The 23,467-nt window shown below is 42.6% G+C and carries 19 protein-coding genes, 1 pseudogene and 2 riboswitches; of the genes and pseudogenes, 6 read left to right on the forward strand and 14 right to left on the reverse strand.

The genetic code is table 11. The annotated features are described in order from the left end of the window. Nucleotides 1-724: 724 nt before the first annotated feature. Nucleotides 725-3,151 carry a helicase-related protein gene (locus B9Z54_RS07370; protein WP_345840699.1) on the reverse strand — a complete coding sequence of 809 codons (2,427 nt, stop codon included), beginning with the start codon at nt 3,149-3,151 and terminating at the stop codon, nt 725-727. A gap of 203 nt (nt 3,152-3,354) precedes the next feature. Beyond that, on the reverse strand, nt 3,355-4,167 hold the full coding sequence (locus B9Z54_RS07375) for an Fpg/Nei family DNA glycosylase (RefSeq protein WP_113927783.1): 813 nt from the start codon (nt 4,165-4,167) through the stop codon (nt 3,355-3,357). Between the two features lie 313 nt (nt 4,168-4,480). Between B9Z54_RS07375 and B9Z54_RS07380 the strand changes: the two genes are divergently transcribed. After that, nucleotides 4,481-4,720 (forward strand): hypothetical protein, encoded by a 240-nt coding sequence (locus tag B9Z54_RS07380; protein ID WP_113927784.1) that lies wholly within the window; start codon nt 4,481-4,483, stop codon nt 4,718-4,720. Between the two features lie 181 nt (nt 4,721-4,901). Here B9Z54_RS07380 and B9Z54_RS07385 read toward each other — a convergent pair whose 3' ends face one another. The 6 genes from B9Z54_RS07385 to B9Z54_RS07410 all read right to left on the reverse strand — a co-directional run bounded on the left by B9Z54_RS07385 (nt 4,902) and on the right by B9Z54_RS07410 (nt 11,823). Then, nucleotides 4,902-6,806 carry a PTS fructose transporter subunit IIABC gene (locus B9Z54_RS07385; RefSeq protein ID WP_113927785.1) on the reverse strand — a complete coding sequence of 635 codons (1,905 nt, stop codon included), beginning with the start codon at nt 6,804-6,806 and terminating at the stop codon, nt 4,902-4,904. Nucleotides 6,807-6,808: 2 nt separating this feature from the next. After that, nucleotides 6,809-7,732, reverse strand: a complete 924-nt coding sequence (gene pfkB / locus B9Z54_RS07390) for a 1-phosphofructokinase (RefSeq protein WP_113927786.1) — start codon at nt 7,730-7,732, stop codon at nt 6,809-6,811. Then, on the reverse strand, nt 7,729-8,478 hold the full coding sequence (locus tag B9Z54_RS07395; protein WP_113927787.1) for a DeoR/GlpR family DNA-binding transcription regulator: 750 nt from the start codon (nt 8,476-8,478) through the stop codon (nt 7,729-7,731). The genes pfkB and B9Z54_RS07395 overlap by 4 nt, the downstream gene beginning before the upstream one ends. A gap of 209 nt (nt 8,479-8,687) precedes the next feature. Then, on the reverse strand, nt 8,688-9,587 hold the full coding sequence (locus B9Z54_RS07400) for a GNAT family N-acetyltransferase (RefSeq protein WP_113927788.1): 900 nt from the start codon (nt 9,585-9,587) through the stop codon (nt 8,688-8,690). A 40-nt stretch (nt 9,588-9,627) separates the two neighbouring features. Then, nucleotides 9,628-10,407, reverse strand: a complete 780-nt coding sequence (locus tag B9Z54_RS07405) for an SDR family oxidoreductase (RefSeq protein WP_113927789.1) — start codon at nt 10,405-10,407, stop codon at nt 9,628-9,630. A gap of 810 nt (nt 10,408-11,217) precedes the next feature. Continuing rightward, complete coding sequence (locus B9Z54_RS07410) at nt 11,218-11,823, reverse strand: FMN-binding negative transcriptional regulator (RefSeq protein WP_240189836.1); 606 nt, start codon at nt 11,821-11,823, stop codon at nt 11,218-11,220. Between the two features lie 69 nt (nt 11,824-11,892). Here B9Z54_RS07410 and B9Z54_RS07415 point away from each other — a divergent pair, with 69 nt between their 5' ends. Continuing rightward, nucleotides 11,893-12,573, forward strand: coding sequence for a serine/threonine protein kinase (locus B9Z54_RS07415; RefSeq protein ID WP_113927791.1), 681 nt, complete (start codon nt 11,893-11,895; stop codon nt 12,571-12,573). 538 nt (nt 12,574-13,111) lie between these two features. On the opposite strand, the gene B9Z54_RS07420 is transcribed toward B9Z54_RS07415, so the two are convergent. The 6 genes from B9Z54_RS07420 to B9Z54_RS07445 form a co-directional block, all read right to left on the reverse strand. Then, nucleotides 13,112-13,702, reverse strand: a complete 591-nt coding sequence (locus tag B9Z54_RS07420) for a branched-chain amino acid aminotransferase (protein ID WP_113927792.1) — start codon at nt 13,700-13,702, stop codon at nt 13,112-13,114. Between the two features lie 161 nt (nt 13,703-13,863). Next, nucleotides 13,864-14,289 (reverse strand): cell wall hydrolase, encoded by a 426-nt coding sequence (locus B9Z54_RS07425; protein WP_113927793.1) that lies wholly within the window; start codon nt 14,287-14,289, stop codon nt 13,864-13,866. Nucleotides 14,290-14,396: 107 nt separating this feature from the next. After that, nucleotides 14,397-15,341, reverse strand: coding sequence for an MBL fold metallo-hydrolase (locus B9Z54_RS07430; RefSeq protein WP_113927794.1), 945 nt, complete (start codon nt 15,339-15,341; stop codon nt 14,397-14,399). Nucleotides 15,342-15,458: 117 nt separating this feature from the next. Further along, nucleotides 15,459-16,505: an S-methyl-5-thioribose-1-phosphate isomerase gene (mtnA, locus tag B9Z54_RS07435; protein ID WP_113927795.1), complete on the reverse strand. Its 1,047-nt coding sequence runs from the start codon at nt 16,503-16,505 to the stop codon at nt 15,459-15,461. Nucleotides 16,506-16,516: 11 nt separating this feature from the next. Next, nucleotides 16,517-17,689, reverse strand: a complete 1,173-nt coding sequence (mtnK, locus tag B9Z54_RS07440; RefSeq protein WP_113927796.1) for an S-methyl-5-thioribose kinase — start codon at nt 17,687-17,689, stop codon at nt 16,517-16,519. 91 nt (nt 17,690-17,780) lie between these two features. Next, a riboswitch (SAM riboswitch) is annotated at nt 17,781-17,933 on the reverse strand. Between the two features lie 624 nt (nt 17,934-18,557). Next, the gene (locus tag B9Z54_RS07445) at nt 18,558-19,346 is read right to left on the reverse strand and encodes a carbon-nitrogen family hydrolase (protein ID WP_113927797.1); all 789 of its coding nucleotides are present in this window, start codon (nt 19,344-19,346) and stop codon (nt 18,558-18,560) included. Between the two features lie 103 nt (nt 19,347-19,449). Between B9Z54_RS07445 and B9Z54_RS07450 the strand changes: the two genes are divergently transcribed. The 4 genes and pseudogenes from B9Z54_RS07450 to B9Z54_RS07465 all read left to right on the forward strand — a co-directional run bounded on the left by B9Z54_RS07450 (nt 19,450) and on the right by B9Z54_RS07465 (nt 23,462). Beyond that, complete coding sequence (locus tag B9Z54_RS07450; protein ID WP_113927798.1) at nt 19,450-20,628, forward strand: pyridoxal phosphate-dependent aminotransferase; 1,179 nt, start codon at nt 19,450-19,452, stop codon at nt 20,626-20,628. 144 nt (nt 20,629-20,772) lie between these two features. Then, nucleotides 20,773-20,873: riboswitch (SAM riboswitch) on the forward strand. Nucleotides 20,874-20,964: 91 nt separating this feature from the next. Further along, nucleotides 20,965-22,172, forward strand: a pseudogene (locus tag B9Z54_RS07455) (2,3-diketo-5-methylthiopentyl-1-phosphate enolase). After that, nucleotides 22,169-22,864 (forward strand): 2-hydroxy-3-keto-5-methylthiopentenyl-1-phosphate phosphatase, encoded by a 696-nt coding sequence (locus B9Z54_RS07460; RefSeq protein ID WP_113927799.1) that lies wholly within the window; start codon nt 22,169-22,171, stop codon nt 22,862-22,864. Before B9Z54_RS07455 ends, B9Z54_RS07460 begins: the two are co-directional and overlap by 4 nt. Then, nucleotides 22,836-23,462, forward strand: coding sequence for a methylthioribulose 1-phosphate dehydratase (locus B9Z54_RS07465; RefSeq protein ID WP_113927800.1), 627 nt, complete (start codon nt 22,836-22,838; stop codon nt 23,460-23,462). Before B9Z54_RS07460 ends, B9Z54_RS07465 begins: the two co-directional genes overlap by 29 nt. The last annotated feature ends 5 nt before the right edge of the window (nt 23,463-23,467 follow it).

Here is a 23,467-nt window from a genome sequence, read left to right on the forward strand (position 1 = left end):
CCTGAAGTGTTCTATAGAAGCTCTCTAAACGACACTTGGGCTGGAATTAAAGTGTGAAGTGTTCTATAGAAGCTTACTAAGCGACACTTGAGCTGGAATTTAAGTGTGAAGTGTTCTATAGTAGCTTACTAAGCGACACTTGGGCTGGAATTTAAGTGCGAAGTGTTCTATAGGAGCTTTCTAAGCGACACTTGAGCTGGAATTAAAGCCTGAAGTGTTCTTTAGAAGCTTACTAAGCGACACTTGGGCTGGAATTTAAGTGCGAAGTGTTCTATAGGAACTTTCTAAGCGACACTTGAGCTGGAATTTAAGTGCGAAGTGTTCTATAGGAGCTTTCTAAGCGACACTTGGGCTGGAATTAAAGCCTGAAGTGTTCTATAGAAGCTCTCTAAACGACACTTGAGCTGGAATTTAAGTGTGAAGTGTTCTATAGTAGCTTACTAAGCGACACTTGGGCTGGAATTAAAGCCTGAAGTATCGTTTAGAAGCCCTCTAAGCGACACTTGGGCTGGAATTAAAACTTGAAGTATCGTTTAGAAGCCCTCTAAGCGACACTTGAGCTTGAATTTAAGAGTGAAGTGTTCTTTAGAAGCCCTCTAAACGACACTGGGACTGTAAACTTTACCTGAAGTGTTCTATAGAAACTCTTTAAACGACACTTGGACAGGAATTTTTGTCTGAATTGCCCTTGATAAATAAACTGCACTGAGAGCTTCTCATGTATTCAGCCTTTATTTTTCCTGGGTCCTCTCTTTCGTACTCGGGAGTAATGACAGCTATCACAAATTGGAAATTTGAATCCCGCAGGCAGTCTCTTTCCGCATTTCTTGCATTTTTGAGTAATGGTTGAAACCTCTGTGTTCAAACTCTCATGTACACCATCAGCGATGTCCTGACGGAGACGCTCCCAATAAATCGCTTCAGTTCCTCTTCCCAAACGATATAGGAAAAGAAGGTGGAGACCAACTGCTTTGTATGCGACCTCCTGTTGTTCAAGGTTTTTTCTTTTGAATTTTGGTTCTGGAAGATCATTTCCACTTATAAGTGCGTCCATAGTTTCTAGCCATTGAGAGGTTAACTCAGGTTCCTTCTTTGAAAAAGGGAGATGAAGAAAGCCATAGAGGTCCATCATCGACAAACGTCCCTCTATCTCTGTGCCCCTAACCAGTTCATACAATTCCCGTTCTTCGTACAGAGAAGCTTTCTGCGTTCCAAAAGGACTTTCAAACCTTTCCCATAACTCAAAGAACCGGCCAAGGTCACGATGATATTTTTGAAAACGCTCAAAAACTGAGTTTGTAGGTGCAATAGCAAATGACTGTACAGGTTCGTCTTCCTGTTGCAGCAGGTTCGTCATCATTTTGATGTCTTTAGTGAATGCGACTTTACCTACGTCATAAATGCCTTTTCGCCCAGCTCGTCCGGCTATTTGTTTAACTTCTTGTGAGGTCAAGGTCCTTCTTCTTGTTCCGTCAAATTTATCATTTTCCAAAAAAACGATTCGGCGGATCGGCAGGTTAAGCCCCATTCCGATAGCATCCGTTGCAACAATGACCCTTGATTCTCCCTTAATAAACCGCTGCATCTGTTTCTTGCGAGTTTCAGGAGGCATGCTTCCATAAATCATGCTGACCGTATGTCCGTTATTCTGCAGCCTCGATGCAGTTTCAAGCACTCTTCTCCTTGAAAAACAGACGAGTGCATCCCCTCTTTTGGCGTGCTTTAATGAAAATTCCCGCTGTTCGACTTCCAGAGGAATGTCCCGGGTATAATCGATGATTTCTACATCGCAATTTTCAAGCAGTCCGATCAGCATCGGTTTGACATTGCGGCTCCCGATGATATGAACTTCATTGGCCCGTGCTTGGGTTATGGCTTTAAACCAGGAGAACCCGCGGTCCTTATCCGCCATCATCTGGGCTTCGTCAATGACTATCACATCATACTCCTCTTTTTCATAAAACATTTCGACTGTACAGGATAAATGGCGAGCTCCAAGCGCTGTTTTTTCCTCCTCGCCAGTTTTCAGGCCACATGGGACACCTTCTTTATTCAGCCTGTCATATACCTCGAGGGCAAGCAGCCTCAATGGAGCAAGGTAAAGACCGCTCTCTGCCCGTTTCATGCTTTCCAATGCATGATGGGTCTTTCCGGTGTTGGTCTCACCGATATGAAGGATATATCGGGTATTGCCGCCAAGAGAAACGCTGTACTCTCTACCAAATATATCGTTCATCATACGTTCTTCTTCTTCTCTTTTGCGTTGTATTGCTGCTTGCTCTGCAGCTTTCCTTTCTTCCCTTTGTGATTCATTTCTTTTCAGTATTGCTGCATGGGTTTCTTCTTCATATGGAATTTTAGCAAGGTCCAAGAGGTCTTCGATGTATTCTTCTTGCAAGTGATCCATGTAAATCTCGGCTTGGTCAATAAATTCATGCTGCATCCACTTTCGGATCTCATCAGAGGTAAGGTCGTCTTCAAAAGCCTGCTGGTACTTCAGTGAGTGCTCATCTGATACATGCGGGAGCAGCGAATTCGGAAATGTTTTAAGTGTAAAGCTCTTCACAAACTCTTCGTAAACATAATAATAGGTTTCGTATTCCCAGTAACTTCGTCCTCTGTGAAGAGTGCGGTGTATAAGTCCATTCAATTCGTTGAAGAATTTAGAAAGGGTACTAAAATCATCCGGGTTAAATGGACCCAGTTCTTCCAACTGCTCCTCCAGCATAAATGTTTCCACATGCTCGTATCGGACTTTCTCCTGAAAATCATTTGCAAGCTTCTGGGCAACCGCAAACCGGACAGGAAGATACCACCTATGCTTCAATTCTTGGAACTTCACACCAAGGCTGCTGGCGATGTCTTTTGAAATCTTCTTTTGTTCCTCTTCAATCTTGTCCTGCTCAAGACGCAGCAAATATCCTTCCCTGGCTAGTTCATACCGTTCCTCCCATTGTTGTTCCTGATACTCGGCAAGTTCCTGAAGCCAGACAACGACGTCAAAGGGTTGATACTCTCTCATTTCATTGCGGAAGACTTTATTGATTAATTTCTTGTCGACGCCTTCCACCTCATAGTCCCTGCCTCGGAGAAAGGATTTTTTGTCACTTCTGCTGATAAAATTTGTGACTTTATTCAACCAGACGTTCATCCAAAGCTGCTCTATATAATGAATTCTTTCATTCAGATAATCGTCGAAAGAAGGAAGCGTTTCTTTTTTTCCATGAATCGGAATACATCTTCTTTTACTTTTCTTTTTGTATCCTGAACGGATTCCTCGTGCAGTTCAATCAATTTTTCCATTGGTATCACCTTTTCTTAGAGAGCTTTCTATAGCTCTTCTTTTTCTGTTTATTATCTTTGACATACTGGGCAGTAAAACGTTTTCTTAGAGGAGATTTTATTGTTCACTATCTGGCTTCCACATCTGATGCAAGACTCTCCTTCCCGGTCATATACCCTGCATTTGGAAATATACCCTCCAGTAAGGGTGTCGCCAGGAAAGAATGGATTTTCCATATACCCTCCACTATTCAACGCATCCTTTAAAATATACTGCATGGATTGATAGAGCTGGCGGCTTTCATTTATTGATAATTCGTTAAATTTCCTTTGGGGAAGAAGTCCGGCGTGAAAACATAATTCATCCGAATAACAATTACCGATTCCTGATAAAAAGCTTTGATTTACCAGCGTGGTCTTCAAGCTCCCTCTTCTTTTAGAGACCATCTCTAAAAAGCGGTGTTCCGTTAAGTCGCTGGACAACGGCTCCGCTCCCAGGTCCTTTAGTTCTTCAACCGCTTTATCCAATCCTCTATATAAATGTAAATACCCAAGCCGCAGCCCGATAAAATATAAATGATTATTAAGGAATGACAATTTAATCTGAATGCTCCTTTCAGGCTTTTCTTCTTCTTTGCCGAAGAACATCCATCCTCCCAGCATTAAGTGCAATATTAATACTACATCATTATCGAGATGAAACAGCAAGTGCTTTGCTCTTCTTGACACATCTTTTATTGTTTGATTCCTGACGAGTGAAATAAATTCCCTTGCAGGAACATTTATCGACTTCTCCCTTTCGATTTCCACATCGGTTATCTTTTTATTTTGGAGGTGCGTCTTTAACATTTTCTTATAGTGCTCCATCTCAGGCAATTCCGGCATAAGTCCACCCCTGCTCTTTTTTCTTATCATTTCCGAATAAGCGAAAATAACTAAGTTCATTTGAAGTTCACATGGGAAATTTTAATGTCATATGTATTCTGTTTTTAATGCAAAATACAACGTATTTTAAAAGTGGAAAGTGGTCTGGCTTTAATGCTTTAAAGTGCGAAAAGAGACTGTCCCTTTTTGTAATTTAAAGCGTGAAAGGGTTTTCTTCTCTGTAACGCAAGCCTGTTTTTAATGAAATGGGAGGCGAAAATCTAATTTTCCCCATAAGATAAAGCGACTTCGATGTTATTTAAGGAGGATGTTTATGTATTATAGAGAAGATTTCCCTGTATATGATCAAGATGATAGAGTGTTATTTCCTTTGCTTGCTTTAGGTGCAGTTGGGGCATTTGGCGGAGGGTATGGATATGGCCGTCCGGGTTGGGGGTATGGAAGGCCTGGCTGGGGCTACGGGTATGGCCGTCCTGGCTGGGGCTACGTCCGTCCGGGTTGGGGTTACGGCAGACCTGGATGGGGATATGGACGTCCTGGATACTGGCGTTAAATTAGAATGCATAAATAGAGAAAAACCTTTCCAATTATTCGGAAAGGTCTTTTTCTTGTCTTTTATATTTTGTGTAACCATCCTATTTCGATTTATCGAACCGAGACTGGATTGCAAATTTTTATAATTTACTAAGCAGACAAAAAAAGAAGGCTGGCAGCAAGTCCAGCCTTCTTCCCTTCTATTGTTGAGCAGGCTTCTTCAGCAAGCCAACCATAACCGCAGTAACAAGCGAACCGATCAGGATTGCTAAAATATACATGAAAGGATTTCCGCTTACTACCGGAATAACAAACATTCCGCCGTGTGGTGCAGGAAGTCCAATCCCGAAAGCCATGGACAGCGCACCAGCTACTGCCGAACCTACGATTGCTGAAGGAATCACGCGGCCGGGATCCGCTGCTGCAAATGGGATGGCTCCTTCGGTAATGAAGGAAGCACCCATGAAGTAACAAGTGAAACCAGCTTTTCGCTCTTGAGGTGTAAATTTATTTTTAAAGAATGTTGTTGCAAAAGCCAACCCAAGCGGAGGTGCCATCCCTCCTGCCATGATGGCAGCGTGTGGACCGAAATTACCGGCATCAATCATTGCGATACCGAAAGTGAAGGCAGCTTTATTGATAGGACCGCCAAGATCGACCGCCATCATACCGCCAAGCAGCAGTCCAAGAAGTACAAGGTTGGTTGTTCCCATTCCTCCCAGCCAATCTTGCAATTGCTCATTGAGGAAGGAAACGGGCTCATTTACTACGAACAGCATAATCAAGCCTGTAATTAAGATACCAAAAATCGGATAAAGCAATACCGGCTTCAATCCTTCAAGCCAATCAGGTAGATTAGCAAACAATTTCTTCAGTAACAATACAACATAACCAGCAAGGAAACCGGCAATCAAACCGCCGAGGAATCCTCCGCCGCCAGTAGCAGCAAGGAAACCGCCGACCATACCAGCTGCAAAACCAGGTCTGTCTGCAATACTCATCGCAATGAACGCTGCAAGTACAGGAATCATCAGACCAAATGCGCCGCTTCCGCCGCCGATGGTCATAAGTGCCTCTGCAATAGGGCTGTAGCTTTCGTGGTTAGGATCTGCTGATTGAATGCCGAACATGAAAGAAATGGCGATTAAGATTCCGCCGCCGACAACAAACGGAAGCATATTGGAAACACCGTTCATCAGATGCTTATAGAATCCGCTTCGTTTATCTTTTGGTTCACCTGATTCTTCCGCGGCTTTTCCGCTGCCTTCGTAAACAGGAGCGTCACCGCTTACTGCACGGTCTAATAGTTTGTCAGGATTGCGAATGCCTTCTGCTACAGGGACCTGGATGACTTTCTTTCCTTTAAAACGTTCCATTTCAACTTTTGTATCAGCGGCAACAATGATTGCCAAAGCATTTTCGATCTCTTCTTTTGTCAGCACATTTTTCGCGCCGGAAGAACCATTTGTTTCCACTTTTATGTCAATATTTTTATCTTTTGCTTTAGCTTTAAGAGAGTCCGCTGCCATGTAGGTGTGGGCAATTCCTGTAGGACATGCTGTTACCGCAAGTACTTTACCTGCCGCTCCAGCTGAATCAGCCGATACTGGCTCTTCCCTCGACTCAGCAGGCTCCTCTTCTGCCAGTACTTCTGTTTCCTTTTCGTCAATCAGTCGAAGAACCTCTTTCTCATCAGAAGCATCCATTAACTTCTTTCTAAACGCATCGTCCATCAAAAGGGATGATAGACGGGAAAGGGTTTCCAGGTGGGCATTATTGGCTCCCTCGGATGCCGCGATCATAAAGAATAAGTGACTGTTCTGTCCGTCCAATGCTTCATAATCGATACCTTCTGCCGAACGACCGAAAGCGATGGCTGGAGATTTGACTGCATCTGTTTTGGCATGGGGTATCGCAATTCCTTCACCAATCCCTGTAGTACTTTGTTCTTCTCTCGCCAGTATTGCTTTTTTGTACAGCTGGCGGTCATTCAATTTACCTGCATCATCGAGTTTTCTGACAAGCTCATCGATGACATCTGCTTTTGACCCTGCTTTCAAGTTAAGGATCATGGTGTTCTTCTGGAGCAGTTCTGTTATCCTCATAGTTATTCCCTCCCTGTAATAGGCTCTATTTCTATTTTTTCTAAAAGATTTTCTATCGATTCTTTTGTGCAGAAGCCTTTAGAGTAAGCGGTTGCACTTCCTGCGGAAGCTCCGTATTTAAAACTTGTCAAAGCATCCCCTGTCTGGACATAAGCTGCTATAAAGCCTGCAACAACTGAATCACCAGCGCCTACTGAATTAATCAGTTTTCCTGGAGGTACAGGCGCAAAGCGGGCATCAGTTTCGCTCAAATAAAGAGTCCCATTCCCGCCCATTGAGACAATGACATGCTGAGCTCCCATCTCCACGAGCTTCTTTCCATATTGAATGGCATCCTCTTTATTGTTGATAGAAACATCAAAAAGGCCGCCAAGCTCATGATGATTCGGTTTAATCAAGAAGGGTCGGTACTTAAGTACGTTCATCAGCTTCTCCTTTGTTGTGTCCACTACAACCTTGACACCTCTGGAATCGAGCTGCTTCATGACTTGCTCATAATAGTCTGATGCCATTGAAGAAGGAATGCTTCCTGCCAAGACCAAAATATCGCCCTCTTGGAGAACTTCCAATTGGGAAGTAAGACCACTTAATGCTTCGGTTGATATCTCCGGGCCAATTCCGTTGATTTCAGTTTCCTGTGTACCGCGAAGTTTGATATTGATCCGGGTATCAGTCTCGACTCTTATAAAATCAGAGTCGATGTTTTCCTTTTTCAATTCTTCAAGGATATAGTGGCCTGTAAAACCGCCTAAGAAGCCAAGCGCCTTGTTTCTTATTCCCAAGGACGTCAAGACTCTTGAAACGTTGATACCTTTCCCTCCCGGAGCTTTGTCCTCATGCTCCATCCGGTTTGTTTCCCCTAATGTCAGTTCTTCGACTGTTACAAAGTAATCAATAGAGGGATTAAGAGTAAGTGTGTAAATCATGTTGTCACAACCTTTATTGAAGTATGCTGCTGATAATTCTGTATGCTTTCATTTGCCTGGTTGGTAATCAAGACGGCTTCTTGCAGGTCAGTTATTTTACTGAAAGAAACTTCTCCGATTTTCGACTGATCTGCCAATACATAGCCTTCCTGTGAAAGTGAGATGGCCATCTGTTTAACAAGCGCCTCTTCGGGATCTGGTGTAGTATAGCCGAAATCAAGATCAACCCCGTTTGTACCAATGAAACATTTGTCAAACCTGTACGTTTTCAGTGTTTCAATTGCAGATCTCCCAATAATGGCCCTGGTTGAGCCTTTTACCATACCGCCAAGCAAGTAGGTGGAGATTCCTTTTTCGATCAGTGGTTCGACCAGGGTGATTCCATTAGTAACAATCGTTAATTCTTTCTGCTCCAAGAAGGAGATCATCTGCTGTGTTGTTGTTCCGGCATCCAAATAGATAGAGTCCCCATCCTGGATGAAGGAAGCAGCTGTTTTAGCTATATTAATTTTATCTTGAAGGTTTTTGAATGTTTTTTCTGACATGCTCGGTTCTGTCCGTTTACCTTGCAGTAAGGAAGCTCCGCCATGTACACGTTTAAGCTTCTTTTCCTCTTCCAATTGAATCAGGTCGCGTCTTATTGTAGATTCTGAAGCGTTGGTTTCTTCGATAAGTTCTTGAAGCTTTACTACTCCCTTTTCTTTCACAAGAGAAAGAATGATAAAACGTCTTTCCGGTGTAAGCATTTTTATCCTCCACTTCTCGTTGAAGTACCTTCATTATAAAGTAAGCCTTTACATTTTTCAATCATAAAAATTCATTTTCTTTCACAAACGTTCAAAGTATTGATTTTTCTGACTTTTTAAGCCTTGTTATTCTAAAAATCATTTATGTTGTCCCACAGGTCTTGGGTATTAAAAAAGATCAGAGACTCAGCTCTGATCTTTTTACGACGCTATTCTATCCTATTTACTTTGGAATATGCCTCAAGCATTTCTTCTACCAATATCCCGTTGATTTTCATGCCAGACAAATTACAATCGTTGATTTCAGCATTCCGAAGTGAACTGTTCGTGATGATAGTTCCTTTCAAGTCACAGCGCATGAAATGTACCTGACTGCCTTCACCTTCCAAAGTAGTATCTTGAAAAGTAACGCCACCCAGGTTGACAAGCATAAACCGGCTCCGAGAAAAATTCAGATCAGCATAAAGGGAGTTTTGCAGATTGATATTCTGGAAACGGGAATGGCTTAGATTACAATTACTGAAGGAGGTTCCCTCTATATTGCTGTTACTGAAGGAGCTTCCGCTTAAATTGACGCTATAGAATTCAGAATCTGGCATTTCTCTGTTCTCGTGTTGATTTGCTTCAGGGCGGTTTTTCACTGCTGCTTTCTTATAGCAGTATTCTTCTTCAGTCTGAAAGACTCTTTTATAGCCCATCTTCTCATAAAAATGGTGATTATTCCGTTGTCTGCTTGATGTCTCCAGATCCCAGAACCTGATCCTGTGGTATTTTTCCTCTACTAACCGGATGGCTGCAGTGCCAACGCCTTTCCCTTGGCATTCAGGGGCAATAAAAATCCTGTCTATTCTACCGTAAGAATTTCCAGTAATCGTCAGGATGATTCCCCCGACTAATTCTTCATTCATCATGATTTTGAAGTATTCCAATTCATTTATCATATATTTTGTCATTACGACGGATGTATAACCTGGCGGCTGAATATTATAGTCCAGAACACCTTCTTGATGAGAAAGCCATCTTTTTGCTTCCTCATCAAATGTTCTTTTCATAATATCCGTTAATCTATCTGCATCATCAATGACTGCTCTTTCAAGATAGATATTCATATATTTACACCTGCTCTTTATTATTGATTCTGAAAGATACTTATCTCCCAGTAAATCCGCCTTCTGATTTAATGGTCTGGCCGGTTATCCAGCCGCCATCCCTGCTGGCTAGAAATCTGATTAGCTTTGCGGCATCTTCTGGTAATCCAAGACGCCCTGCAGGAAATAAAGGAAGCAGGTGATTCTTAACCTCTTCTGTCATCCAGCCTGAATCAGTAGGTCCTGGATCAACAGAATTCACTGTAATGCCGACGGGAGCTAAGGAAACGGAAAGAGGTTCTGTAATACCGATTAACATTCCTTTAGTGGCTATATAAGCAAGATTATTGGGATCGGGGCCTTTAGAAACCATATGAATGATTCTCCCGTCCTTGCTCCCCGGATATGCAGCTTCAAATCTTTTGGCAAATTCCGTGGAAAGCAAAATGGTTCCGCTGTTATTTACGCTATAATGTTTATCCAAAATTTTTCTATTTAATGTTCTGAAGTCTGCATGAGATTCATAGGTGGCATTATTAATGAGAATACAAGGTGCTCCCAAGGCTTCCTCTGCTTTATCTATAATCAATTGAGGAGTTTCTTCCCTGCTTAGATCAGCTTGCATATGAGCTGACCGGACTCCGAGCATTTGAAGCTCTTTCTTGAAAATCTCCGGGAAATCGGGCTCCTCTCCATTACCTGACTCTCCATCAAAAGGAGACCAATGAGTGAAAAAAATATCCGCTCCCGCTTCTGCAAGGTTTCGGCAAATGGCTGCCCCGATTCCCCTGGTCCTGCTTACCCCGGTTATAACCGCTATCTTTCCTTTTAATCCTGTCATGAAAATACCTCCTAAGTTAGAGCAGAGGTGTGTCAGAGATGTAAATCCTTCTTAAATTCAAAAAGCGGATACCAAGGTATCCACCAGTGTTAGGTTTTACAAACACCATGCCGCCCTTGTGAATGATTCATAGATAGACATACTTCTCCTGTGTAGCTCTAAGGGGAAGCATTCTATTCTAACCTTCGGATCATTACAAGATTGTCCACATGTCTGAATTAGTTCCTTTCCTTTACATCTCTATAAAATAGTATAAAGGAAAAATTTTCTTGCTGCAATTGTATTACATGAGCGTTCTCCTTGTAAAAACGCTCTTATCGACAAGTTTTGTGGCTATTGAGAAGTAATGGATTTCCGCTCCAGCCGTACGACTCCGCGGGGTCTTCCCTGTCCCGCTAGTCCCGCAGGAGATCGTACGACTTCCGCTCCAAACCTCCTACGTCAAAGGGAAAGGTGAAATCACATTTCAAAGCAATATTTACTTTAAAAAAAGCCTTTAAAGAGTCTGTTTCACATTTCCTTGCTTTTCGAAAAAATCAAAGCAGGGTTTTCCTGGTCTTAAAGAATCAGAAAAGAGAGAGTCAGGATGGTTATTAAAGGCTGCCTCTTAAAATTGAGTTTTCAAGAGCCGGATTTTTCCCTGGATACTAAGGTTTTCTCTCTAATCGGAGTGAACAGCTCTTTTCTTTCTTGCTTACTAGTATTTATGACCTTACCAAATTTATATTAAGAGTAACAAAGTTTACGAATAGCCCCTTTTAAATATGGTTAGTTGTCAATGCCCTTAGATAATGAGGATTCACTCTATTTTTATTCTCTCTCCATTAAATCTGCAATTTCGTGAGAATCATAGATTTTCTGTTTTCTTAGATTTTCAATCACTTTCTCTTTGTTTTCTTTGCTTTTGTTTTGATTGAGCTTCCATTTTCCTTCCAGCTGCTCAATTTTAATTCTGAATCCAATGATCCCGCTCAACAGGCGTTTGACTGTTTCAGGTTCATCTTCCATTTTCCAAGGTTCTTCAAAATCTTTTTCATAGTATTGCACCGATTGATGGAGGATGGATAACAGTGCATCTGCTTCTTCCAGAATTTCTACCGTTCCCTCCACATGCACGGCAACGTAATTCCATGTCGGGACATTTCTGCTCTCTTTATACCAGGAAGCGGAAATGTAGGAATGAGGCCCTGAAAACACAACCAATGCTTTCTTTCCCTTCAGGGTTTTCCACTGTGGGTTTGCTTTTGCAAGATGGCCGATGAGCTCAGGCTCCTCATCCTTGATAAGTATGAATGGCAGGTGGGTTGCTTTTGGTCCCTCCTCATCTTGAGAAAAAAGAATGCCAAAACTATTCTCTTGGATGAACTTCAGCAGCTGGTCCTGATTCTCCACTTTAAATTCTTTGGGGATAAACATAGTTTTCCTCATTTCATTTGTTTACTTATACTATACTATAAGAGTAGAAAGATTTGAGGAGTGAAATCCATGCAGGCTGAATGGCAGTCCGTTATTCCAGCTTTAAATAAACTTGTAATCTCAGCAAATCCTGACAATGATCCGGTTTCCATTGATGGAGAATCGGAAGGTCTCCTTTTAGTAGGTACGGGTACAGACGCAGCTGTTTTTCGGTCAGAGCATTTTCCCCATCTGGCCTTCAAGGTATATGCGCAGGAAAAAGCTGAAAAGAAGTCCATTGAAGAACATGTATACGACCAGCTTGGTTCTTCGCCCTACTTTTCAAGGAAGCTTGGCAGCGGCGAAAACTTTCTGGTATTGAGTTTTGAAGAAGGGACGACCCTTTTTGACTGTGTACTTCGGGGGATTTTTATCCCTCCCTCCGTTATAGATGAAGTCGAAGAGGCAAGGAACCACATCCGTAATCGCGGACTCAACCCGCGGGATATGCATCTTAAAAACATCCTGCTGCAGAATGGGAAGGTCAAAATAATCGATGTATCAGAATATGTCCTTCCAGGCAATGATCAAAGATGGGAATATTTGAAGAAAGGCTATCAGCAATATTATCGGTATATTAACGGCAAGCCGGTTCCGTCCTGGTTGATGGAAACCGTACGTACCTGGTTCAACCAAACAAAGGGTCCTGACTTTACCTTTGAGGAATTTATGAAAAAGGTTATGGCGTTCACGTTTCGGTGGAAATTATAAAATATTATTGAACAGAATGAAATTAACTTAGATAGAGTTAATCCTATTTAAACAGCAGCAATCTAAGTACAGAAAAGAAGGTGAAAATTAGATTAACAAGTGTATGCAGATTAGTGCAGATTTTATAAAGAGTTTGGGTTACAGGAGATTCCCCGCCCGCTAAGAGGAGCATGCACGGCTTAAGCGGACATCTTAGAAGGATTCTATATCTCCTGTCAGGCTTTTATATCAAGGCTGTTTTCGTATAGATTGTTGCTTTCGGAAAAATCCCAAGAGCCGGATTTTTCCCCTGAATACTAATGTTTCTCTCTCTTAAAGGGGCGAGTGGCTCTTTTCTTTCTTGCTTACCAGGATATTGAAGGTGAATTCTGGTGATGCCTTTCGAAATTCATAATTAATAGCAACAAAGTTTACGAAAAGAGCCTATATCAATAAACAAAAGGAGGACGAAATCGTATATGATTTCGTCCTCCTTTGTTTCTGCATTTTTCTCAATAACTGAACCCTTAACCCTTTATTGAGATTGGTTTTTAAATGGTTATTTACCTTCCAATTCCTTCAATACAGTAAATATGAAGTGGTAAATTAGCTGAAGATTTTTCCCAAGGGATTCATTCTCGTTAAAGCCATCAAGTTTGTCAATGGAAAGATTCAAATCGAATAATCCGTCTTTGTCATTCCACATCAGTTGAACTTTATCTTCCCCGTGAAGTTTTTCTGAAAGGGCGGCTTTCAAATCGTTGGCCATTTTCTTTTGCAGCTTCAATCCGGTAAGCACGCTGTAATGTCCAAAGACATCGTCGACTTCCAAAGTCAATCCATCTATTCTGATGATTTCAAACCATTTGCTGTCGATGAATAGAAACTCATTGATATTTCTCTTTACAAAGTTGACGGGAGTCTCAAGGAACTGAGGGGTTTCTTCTGTCTTTATCAGTTCTTCGGTTTCCTTGCCGACTCTTTCAATCAGGGAGTCATGAAAACGGACAGTATCGTCCAAAGGTTCGACTGTGACTTCTTCTGAAAGAAGGCCGGTCTCCGAGGCGAATATACGCTCATCTGAAAACAGACTAATCTTGTTACCGCTCATTTCTTCAACTATGTAAGCTTTTAGTGATTTGGTCAGCATTTAAGGTCCTCCTATTTTCAATTCAATATTAGTTATATCATAACCTAAGCGATAATTCGTAAACTTAGGTGTAAAATCTTCATTATTACCGGTATTAGGTAATATAATAAAAAGTTTAAAAGGCTTGCGGTTAAATCCGCAAGCCTCTATTTCTGTTTTTCTTAATAATACACCTGAGGACAGTCTTCCTGTGTAGGGGCAAAAAAACAATGTGACTTGAACCTTCCAACGTTCCTTTGGTCGTACCAGGTTGGAGGGCAGTCCCCTTCAGGCCTGTAAAACCATAGCGCATAAGAGGCGGGATGGTACTTCCATCCCTTGATAACCTGCCTTGCCAATCCTATATCTTTTTCTCTGGCCCTTTGAAAAAAGTACCCTTTCACTGTAGCTTCATAACCACCTGGACGTTGATATACCATATCTTTAATAGTCCGCAGATCTTTGAAATCCAGGCAGTTGGAAATAACTCTGTTAATCCCGACATTGCCGACTGTCAGCATACCCAGCCGCCCGTCACCTTCCGCTTCAGCCCTCATTAACCTTGCCAAAAGTTTCACATGCGCTTCTGGTGCTTTCACCACCGCCATATAAAACCATACCTCCTTTTGTAAAACCTACTACACATTTATATTCAAAAGGAGTAAAATAGTGGCGATTAAATAAAGGTTGGTGTCGTTTTTGTAAGATGAAAATTTTAAAATTGAAAATCAGCTTTCTCAAGCCATAAAGTTTCACCGATATCCAGCAGCTTCAATCTCTTTTCTTCCATACCGGTTCTATCCCACTCAGCAAGCAGTCTTTCACGTGCTTCAGGTCCTGTATCATCAGCAAGGCGGTAAGCCCCGTAATGCATAGGTATAAACAATTCACCATTCATTTCTGCAAAAGCTTTGACCGCATCTTCGGGATTAATATGACTGTCCTTCATAAACCACTCCGGTTCATAGGCTCCAATCGGCATTAAGATGAGTTGGGGAGAAAGTTTTTCAGCTATCTCGCTAAACCCTCTGAAATATCCTGTATCCCCGACAAAGTAAATGGACTTTCCACTCTTGCCAGGATTCAATACCCATCCTCCCCAATGGGAAGTGTTCGTGTCGGTAATTGTCCTTTTGGTCCAATGCTGAGCAGGGACAAAGTGCAGTGTCACTCCCTGTTCATTGAAGTAATCCCACCAATTGGCTTCAATCACATTCTTATAACCCCGCCTTATAAAAGCAGACCTTAGACCATGAGGAACATAAAAGAATGGGCTGCCTTTTATCTTCTTGATTGTGGCAAAATCCAGATGATCATAATGTCCATGCGAGATCAAAACAACATCAATTACCGGCAGTTCCTTCAAATCAATGCCTGGGTCCGTTAATCTCTTTCCTGTCCCCATCCTTCTTGCCCATACGGGGTCAGTCAGGATGTTCAAGCCATTTAATTGAACAAGGAACGTGGAATGCCCGATCCATGTAATGGAGTTCAACTCCCTATTGGACTGAAGCTTGTCCACTTCCTTCTTATCTGTATGAGAAATTTGGGTAACCAGATCTTTTGTTTTTGCACGCCGCTCCTTCATCCACCTCATAAGTTCTTTAAAAGTTTTTTGGTTACTGACATCATCTAAATTTTTATATCGCTTTTTTGCCATAGTGATACCTCGATTTTTCTTTTCATTATACTTCAGGAAGAGGCATCTAGTACAAAAACAAACACAGAGCTTCTTGGTACTATAAAGCTGCTTTGTACCGAAAAACTCTGTAGTTGTTTATTTAATGGAAGCAAGCACTTCCTTGTAATTTTTACTAATGATTCCTTTTTCGGTGATGATGCCAGTAATATACTCATGGGGTGTCACGTCAAACGCTGGGTTATATACTTTCACCCCTTTAGCAGCGACTTCTATCCCGTTTATATGGGAAACTTCCTCTGGATTTCTTTCTTCAATTGGGATTTCAGTTCCCGTTTCTATGGCCAAATCGATTGTTGATAAAGGTGAGGCTACATAGAAAGGTATATTGAATGCCCTTGCCAGGATAGCCAGTCCGCGGGTCCCGATTTTATTGGCTGTATCACCATTGGCTGCAATCCGGTCAGCACCTACTATGATTGCGGCAATATTCTTTTCGGCAATCGTGTGGGCAGCCATATTATCGGTGATCAGTGTTACATCTATACCTGCCTGCATCAACTCCCACACTGTTAGTCTTGCTCCTTGAAGGACCGGTCTGGTTTCTGTGGCATAGACCTTCAATTCAATCCCTTTTTCTTTAGAAATATAAAAAGGTGCCAGAGCTGTCCCGTATCTTGCAGTTGCAATTCCGCCTGCATTGCAGTGAGTGAGTACCGCATCTCCATTGGTAAACAATCCTGCCGCATGTTCCCCGATAGACCGGCAGACTCTCTCATCTTCTGTGGAAATTGCCCTTGCTTCCTCGATAAGAAGAGATTGACCTTCCTCCACCGTGGATGCTTCAGAAAAGCGTTTCATGAGCCTGGCAAGGGCCCAGGACAGGTTTACGGCTGTTGGACGGGAGCTCTCCAGATAGCTCCTCTTCGCTTCTAACTCATAGTAGAACCCAAGGAAATTCTCTTTTTCGGTAAAGGACTGTGCCCACAAGGCCAGGCCGAATGCAGCCGTGATACCGATGGCAGGTGCCCCCCGGACTTTCAAAGAGTGAATACCATCCCATACCTCTTCTATGGTTGTCAGTTTAATGAATTCAGTTACATGTGGAAGCTTTTGCTGATTCAAAAGAAGGATGTGGTCGTCCATCCATTGTACTGAGCGTATGGTTGTTGTACTGGTTGTCATGCTTTTCCTCCTTAATATAATGCGATTTGCTCTGGAACTTTGATGAGCTTTCGCTGAAGTACCAGTCTTCTTCCCAAATCAAGCGCCTCAGTTTTGGCTTTTATCCTCAAGGCGGGATTCTGTATTCCATCCAGGTCGGCCACGTGAGCAAGTCCTATTGTCCGGCGAATGATTTCGCAGCCTGCAAAGCCGATGGAGTCTTCGAAGATTTCATCCAGGATGTGGTCAAGGTATCCGGCAATCGTGGAATATGTTTCTTGATTATGGTCAAGCCATAGTTTGGTGAACTCTGCTCTAAAAATGCTCCAAGTTTCTGATATAATGCTTATTCTGGAAGGCTGGTCTGCTTTCGGCCGAGAAAGAGCATTGAGCAGAATGTTGGCAAAAAATTGACCGATATCAAATCCGATTGGACCAAAAAAAGCAAATTCAGGATCAATAATTTTGGTTTCTTCCTCTTTGACAAAGATACTGCCAGTATGAAGGTCTCCATGGAGAAGAGCATCTGCCTGTGTTAAAAACTTTCTTTTCAGTTTCCCTACTTCGAGTTTCAGGATGTGATCCTGCCACAAACCTTCAACCTTTTCCCTGAGCTCATCTTCAAAATCGTTGCTGTCATGGTCATAAAAAGGGTCTGTAAACACGAGGTCCTCGGTGATTTTGCATAATTCAGGATTGATGAACTGGCCGACGAGTTCTTTTTTCTCTTTGCCGTTCAATCCGAAGTCTGAAGTGAAGAATAAAGTCTTGGCAAGGTATGTACCGACATGATTGGCCAGCAGTGGATACGTTGCCCCTTCATTCAATCCTTTTCTTAGAATCTTATAATCTGATAGATCCTCCATAATGGTCAAGGCAAGCTCGTTATCTGTATAGAATACTTTTGGAACCGACTCAGGAGTGAATTCGCTGTATTTTTTCAGGGCGCTGCTCTCGATTTGGGCACGCTTAAGTGTAAGCGGCATGCTCTCCCCGACAACCTTTGCATAGGGAAGCGCCTGTTTAATAATAATCGATTTACCAAAAGACTTACTGACAATTCTGAAAACATAATTCAGGTTTCCGTCCCCGATCTCTGTGCTGTCAAGTTCTTCATTTTCTGAAAAGAACCCAAGTGAATTTGCCAGCACCTTTGCACTATTTTCAGTTAAAGGGTAATAACCCGCTTGTTTTACCATGGCCATTTATATTCCTCCTTGTTTACAAGGCTTTTCAGCATAGTAAAAAGCCCCTTTCATTCAGAAAGAGGCTTGAAGACGATAAAAAGCTTCGCACCTCTTATCTGCCAGAAAGATTTCCTTTCTGTTGGAAGTAGCACCGTGCTGTCAGGTTGAACCAGCGTTTATAGAAAACGCTCCAGTATACACTGGTCACAGTCGGTTGCTGGGCTTCATCGGGCCAAATCCCTCCGCCTACTCTTGATAAGAGAATGTAGTATTTGATTTTTCTAAACATTTTTATTATTACTGATGAACATTAAACTAGGTTTATACCGAATTGTCAATAGTTTTTTTTGTGTGCAAGTGCTAACTTGGTTGTTTATTTAAAATCAACAAGCTCTGCGAGATTACGCTCATAAGGGACACTTGGGCGCTTATTTTCCGGTGAAGTGTCTTATAGACTGCTCCTAAGAGACACTTGGGTGGTTTATTTTAGCCGAAATGTCTTATAGACTGCTCTAAAGAGACACTTGGGTGGTTTATTTACCGGTGAAGTGTCTTATAGACTGCTCCTAAGAGTCACTTGGGTGGTTTATTATAGCCGAAGTGTCTTATAGAAAGCTTCTAAGAGACACTTGGACGTCATTTTACCGGTGAAGTGTCTTATAGACCGCTCCAAAGAAACACTAGAGCGTTATTTTTCAGCCGAAGTGTCTTATAGAAAGCTCCAAAGAGACACTTGGACTCTTATTTTCCAGTGAAGTGTCTTATAGAAAGACCCTAAGAGACACTTGAGCGCCATTTTTAAAGTGAAGTATCTTTTAGAAACCGCTTAAAATACACTATATCGGCTTTTTTAAGGAGAAGTATCGTTGATCCCCTTCTCCATTCATCAATATAGTTCCGGCCTTCTATCCTGGAAAATCGGGATTTGTTTTCTCACTTGTTCGACCTTCTTTAAATCCAAGTCTGCAGTAATGACTTCAATATCCTTCCCAGCCTCTGCCAACACTTCCCCCCACGGATCGATGATCATTGAATGTCCGCCGAATTCATTATTGGGGTCACTTCCGCTCCGGTTGCAGGCAACAACATAGCATTGATTTTCTATAGCTCTTGCAAGCAGAAGTGTCCGCCAGTGGCTAACGCGCGGCAACGGCCATTCGGCTACCACATACAGAACCTCGGCTCCGCCCGCTGTATGAGTTCTCATCCACTCAGGGAAACGGATATCGTAGCAAATGAATGCGGCAGAAGGAACTCCTTCGATGGTGACCGCCCCGCTGGTGTTACCCGCCGAGAGGTAATGATGTTCATCCATCAGTTTGAACAGATGGACCTTGCTGTATTCGCCAAGAAGATTGCCGGCTCTATCAAACGAGTAGAGTGTATTGGTCACATTTTCACCGCTTTTTTTAGCGACAGAACCACCGACGATATTTGTGTTGTATTTTTTGGCCAGACCGGAAAGGAATTCAATGGATTGTTTCCCTTCTTCATCCGCTATTTCCTCGAGCCTGGTCAGATCATACCCAGTTGTCCATAGTTCAGGGAGGACAACAACATCAAGATTTTCCTCTTTCTCAAACAGTCTTTGAAACTCTTTGGAAACATTTTTTCTGTTCTCTTCCGGACTTCCATACTGTATATCAATCTGTAAGCATGCTATCCTTAAACCCATAATACCCCTCCTCGAAATATTCAAAAAATTGGCTGGACATTTTTTCATTAACCATATAACATAAGCTACTAGAATTTCAAGAATCTTTCAAAAGGAGCGTCTTATGAAATCTTTTAAACAGTCTAAAACGTTGGAAAATCTTCCTCAGCAGTTTTTCGCGAAACTCGTTAAAGACGTTAATAAAGTGACGTCAGAGGGTCATAGTGTAATCAATTTAGCACAGGGAAACCCTGATCAGCCTACCCCCGGACATATTGTTCAATCTGCGGAGGAAGCTGTCGGGAACCCCCTGTTTCATAAATATTCTCCTTTTCGAGGCTATACTTTTTTCAAAGAAGCAGCTTCCGAGTTTTATAAACGCGAGTACAACGTAGATATTGACCCTGAGACAGAAGTAGCAGTACTGTTCGGAGGGAAAGCCGGATTGATCGAAGTCAGCCAGTGCCTGCTGGATGAAGGAGACATCTCACTTGTGCCGGACCCAGGGTATCCTGATTATTGGTCTGGTGTATCACTGGCAAAAGCGGAAATGGTCCCTATGCCTTTGCATGAAAAAAATGAATTCCTTCCTGATTACTCCTTGCTGGATGAAGCAGTACTTAGGAAAGCTAAACTGATGTTCTTGAACTATCCCAACAATCCAACCGGAGCCATTGCCACGGCTGACTTTTTTGCAGAAACAGTTGAACTGGCAAAAGAAAATGATTTCTGTGTCGTCCATGACCTGGCTTATGGCGCAATCGGGTTTGACGGGAAGAAGCCATTGAGCTTTCTTCAGTCTAAAGGTGCGAAAGATATAGGCATCGAGATTTATACTCTGTCGAAGACCTATAATATGGCAGGATGGAGAGTCGGATTTGCTGTTGGCAATCCGAGTGTTATAGCGGCCTTGAACCTTCTGCAGGATCACCTTCACTGCAGTCTTTTCGGAGGTATTCAAGAAGCTGCTGCCACCGCGCTGACGTCTTCGCAGGAATGTGTGGAAGAACTGGTCTCATTGTATGAAAATAGACGTAATTTCTTGATGGAGCGACTGCAAGAAATAGGATGGAAAGCCCAAGCCCCAAAAGGGTCATTCTTTGCATGGCTCCCTGTCCCTGAGGGGTACACTTCAGAATCTTTCTTCAAAAAATTGCTGGAAGAAGCGCATGTGGCGGTTGCACCCGGTACCGGATTCGGTGAGTTTGGCGAAGGGTATGTCAGGGTCGGCCTCCTTCAGGATGAAGAAGTTCTTGCGGAGGCTGTAAGGCGGATCGATGAGCTGGGGCTTTTTAAACAGTAGGCTCACTATCTTTCAATTCAGTTACCTATCTATCCAGCACATTACTGGTTCTGAGTTGACGAAAAACTCAAAAAAATGTTTGACAACAATTCAAACACGTGTCATAATCCATTTTGAATTAAAACAAAATTTATACTATTCCTATTCTTATCAAGAGCAGGCGGAGGGACTGGCCCGATGATGCCCGGCAACCGACTTTAGAGCACGGTGCTAATTCTTGCAGCATAATTGCTGAGAGATAAGAGTTTATTTTTTACTGTAAAAAATAAAACCTCTTCCTCAGCGGGAAGAGGTTTTTTATTTGTTTCTGCATAAGTTTTGAAAGGAGCGTCATTTATGACAAGTGTAACAGCATCTTATATTGTCCATGGTTCGACTGACAATTTGGAAAAGAAAGCTGAAGGCATTGCTCTCGGGCTCACGGTCGGATCATGGACAGATCTTCCCCGCCTCGAGCAGAAGCAGCTTCAGCGCCACAAAGGCAGGGTCGTTTCAGTAGAGGCTCTCGAGGAAAAAAAGGGCTTATCAAAATTTATTATCCGGCAGCCAATTTCAGCACTGACCTCCCTGCCATCCTTACTACGGTGTTCGGGAAGCTGTCTCTTGATGGGAAAATCAAATTAGCCGACCTTCACTTCTCCGAAGAGTTAAAGTCTGCTTTTCCAGGTCCTGCTTTCGGTATAGAGGGAATCAGGAGAATATTGAATAAGTACGACACCCCTCTTTTAATGAGCATCTTCAAAAGTGTCATTGGAAAAGAACTTGATTACTTTTCCTCTCAGTTGAGAGACCAGGCACTCGGAGGTATCGATATTGTTAAAGATGATGAAATCCTGTTTGATAATCCCCTTACCCCCTTTACTAAAAGAATAGTAAAGGCAAAGGGTGTATTGGACACTGTCTATCAGGAAACCGGCAAGAGGACCATCTATGCCGTCAACCTATCCGGAAAGACCTTTGATTTAAAAGATAAGGCAAAGCGGGCAAAAGAATCGGGAGCTGATCTCCTCCTCTTTAATGTTTTTGCCTATGGGCTGGATGTGCTTCAGGCGATTCGGGAAGACAATGAAATTGGACTGCCGATCATGGCGCATCCTGCAGTCAGCGGCGCGTTAACATCTTCCCCTTACTATGGTTTTTCCCACGGGCTGCTATTAGGGAAGCTCCTTCGGTATGCAGGGGCTGATTTATCTCTTTTCCCATCACCTTACGGAAGTGTGGCGCTCGCAAAGGAATCAGCTTTAGGAATAGCGAGAGAATTGACGTCTGAAGATAGCCGTATTAAGAAGGCGCTGCCAGTTCCTTCTGCCGGCATCCATCCAGGTTTGACACCGCTTCTATACAGAGATTTTGGTATGGACTCTGTCATCAATGCAGGCGGCGGGATCCATGGTCACCCACTTGGTGCACGAGGCGGAGGAAAAGCATTCAATCAAGCGATTCGTGCAGTGGTCAGTGACATTCCTCTTGAACTTGCTGCAACTGATCACCTTGAGTTGAGACAGGCAATCGAGCTTTGGGGAGTGAGCGAGACAACGGTATGAAAAAGTTGAAGATCTACTGCGATTTCGATGGAACCATCACGACAACGGATAATATTATTTCCTTAATGAAAAAGTTTGCACCTCCCGAATGGACATCTATAAAGGATGATATCCTGGCACAAAAAAAATCTATCAAACAGGGTGTTGGCGAGATGTTCCTTCTCCTCCCCTCTTCTTCCAGGACAGAACTGATAGACTATCTTTTGGACACCTATCAGCTCAGGCTGGGTTTCCTGGAATTCATAGAATGGAGCAATCAAAAAAATATAGATTTAAAGATTGTCAGCGGCGGGATAGATTTCTTTGTAGAACCAATTTTGAAGGAAATCGTTCCATTTGAAAAAATCTATTGCAATAGCTCTGATTTTTCAGGAGATAAGATCAGGATCACTTGGCCTTATTCTTGTGACGTGCATTGCAGCAATGAATGCGGCTGCTGTAAAACAAGCATCATTCGAACCGACTCTGAAAAAGGTGATTATATAATAGTGATTGGTGACTCAATCACTGACCTGGAAGGAGCGAAACTTGCAGACCTGGTTCTTGCTTGTGATGACTTCCTGGCAGACAAATGCGGTGAATTAGGATTAAATTATCGGTTTTTTAATACATTCAACGAAGTGATTTCAATAGTAAACGAGAATAATAGAGAGGCTGAAGCTGATGGGGAACTACCTTGCAAAGTGGAATGAATTAAGTGATGTAAAATCGGAATTGGCCGAGCGGGATTGGTTCTATGGAACAAGCGGTAACCTTTCCATCAAGGTGGACTCCTCCCCGCTCACTTTTTTAGTGACAGCCAGCGGCAAAGATAAGCGCAAGACAACTGATGAAGATTTTCTATTGGTGGACCGGGATGGCTGCCCTGCAGAACAAACTTCTTTAAAGCCTTCAGCGGAGACCCTGCTTCATGCGGAAATCTATGGAAGGACAAATGCAGGCTGCTCCCTCCACATTCATACGGTCGATAACAATGTTATTTCCGAACTCTATGGAGATGCGGGGGAAGTGACTTTTAAAGGGAAGGAAATCATCAAAGCATTCGGGTTGTGGAAGGAAGATGCGGAACTACATCTGCCCATAATTCCAAATCACGCAGATATCCCCCTTTTAGCTCAAGAGTTAACCCCTCACATACATGGAGACAGCGGGGCCGTTTTGATCCGTAATCACGGTATAACGGTATGGGGAAGAAATGCCTTTGAAGCAAAAAAACATTTAGAAGCATACGAGTTTCTATTTAATTATCATGTAAAACTACTGACTTTGCGCCAAGCTGCGCTTAACTAATAGGA

It is taken from the genome of Bacillus sp. P14.5 (assembly GCF_003316765.1).
Classification (GTDB): Bacteria; Bacillota; Bacilli; order Bacillales; family Bacillaceae_B; genus Rossellomorea.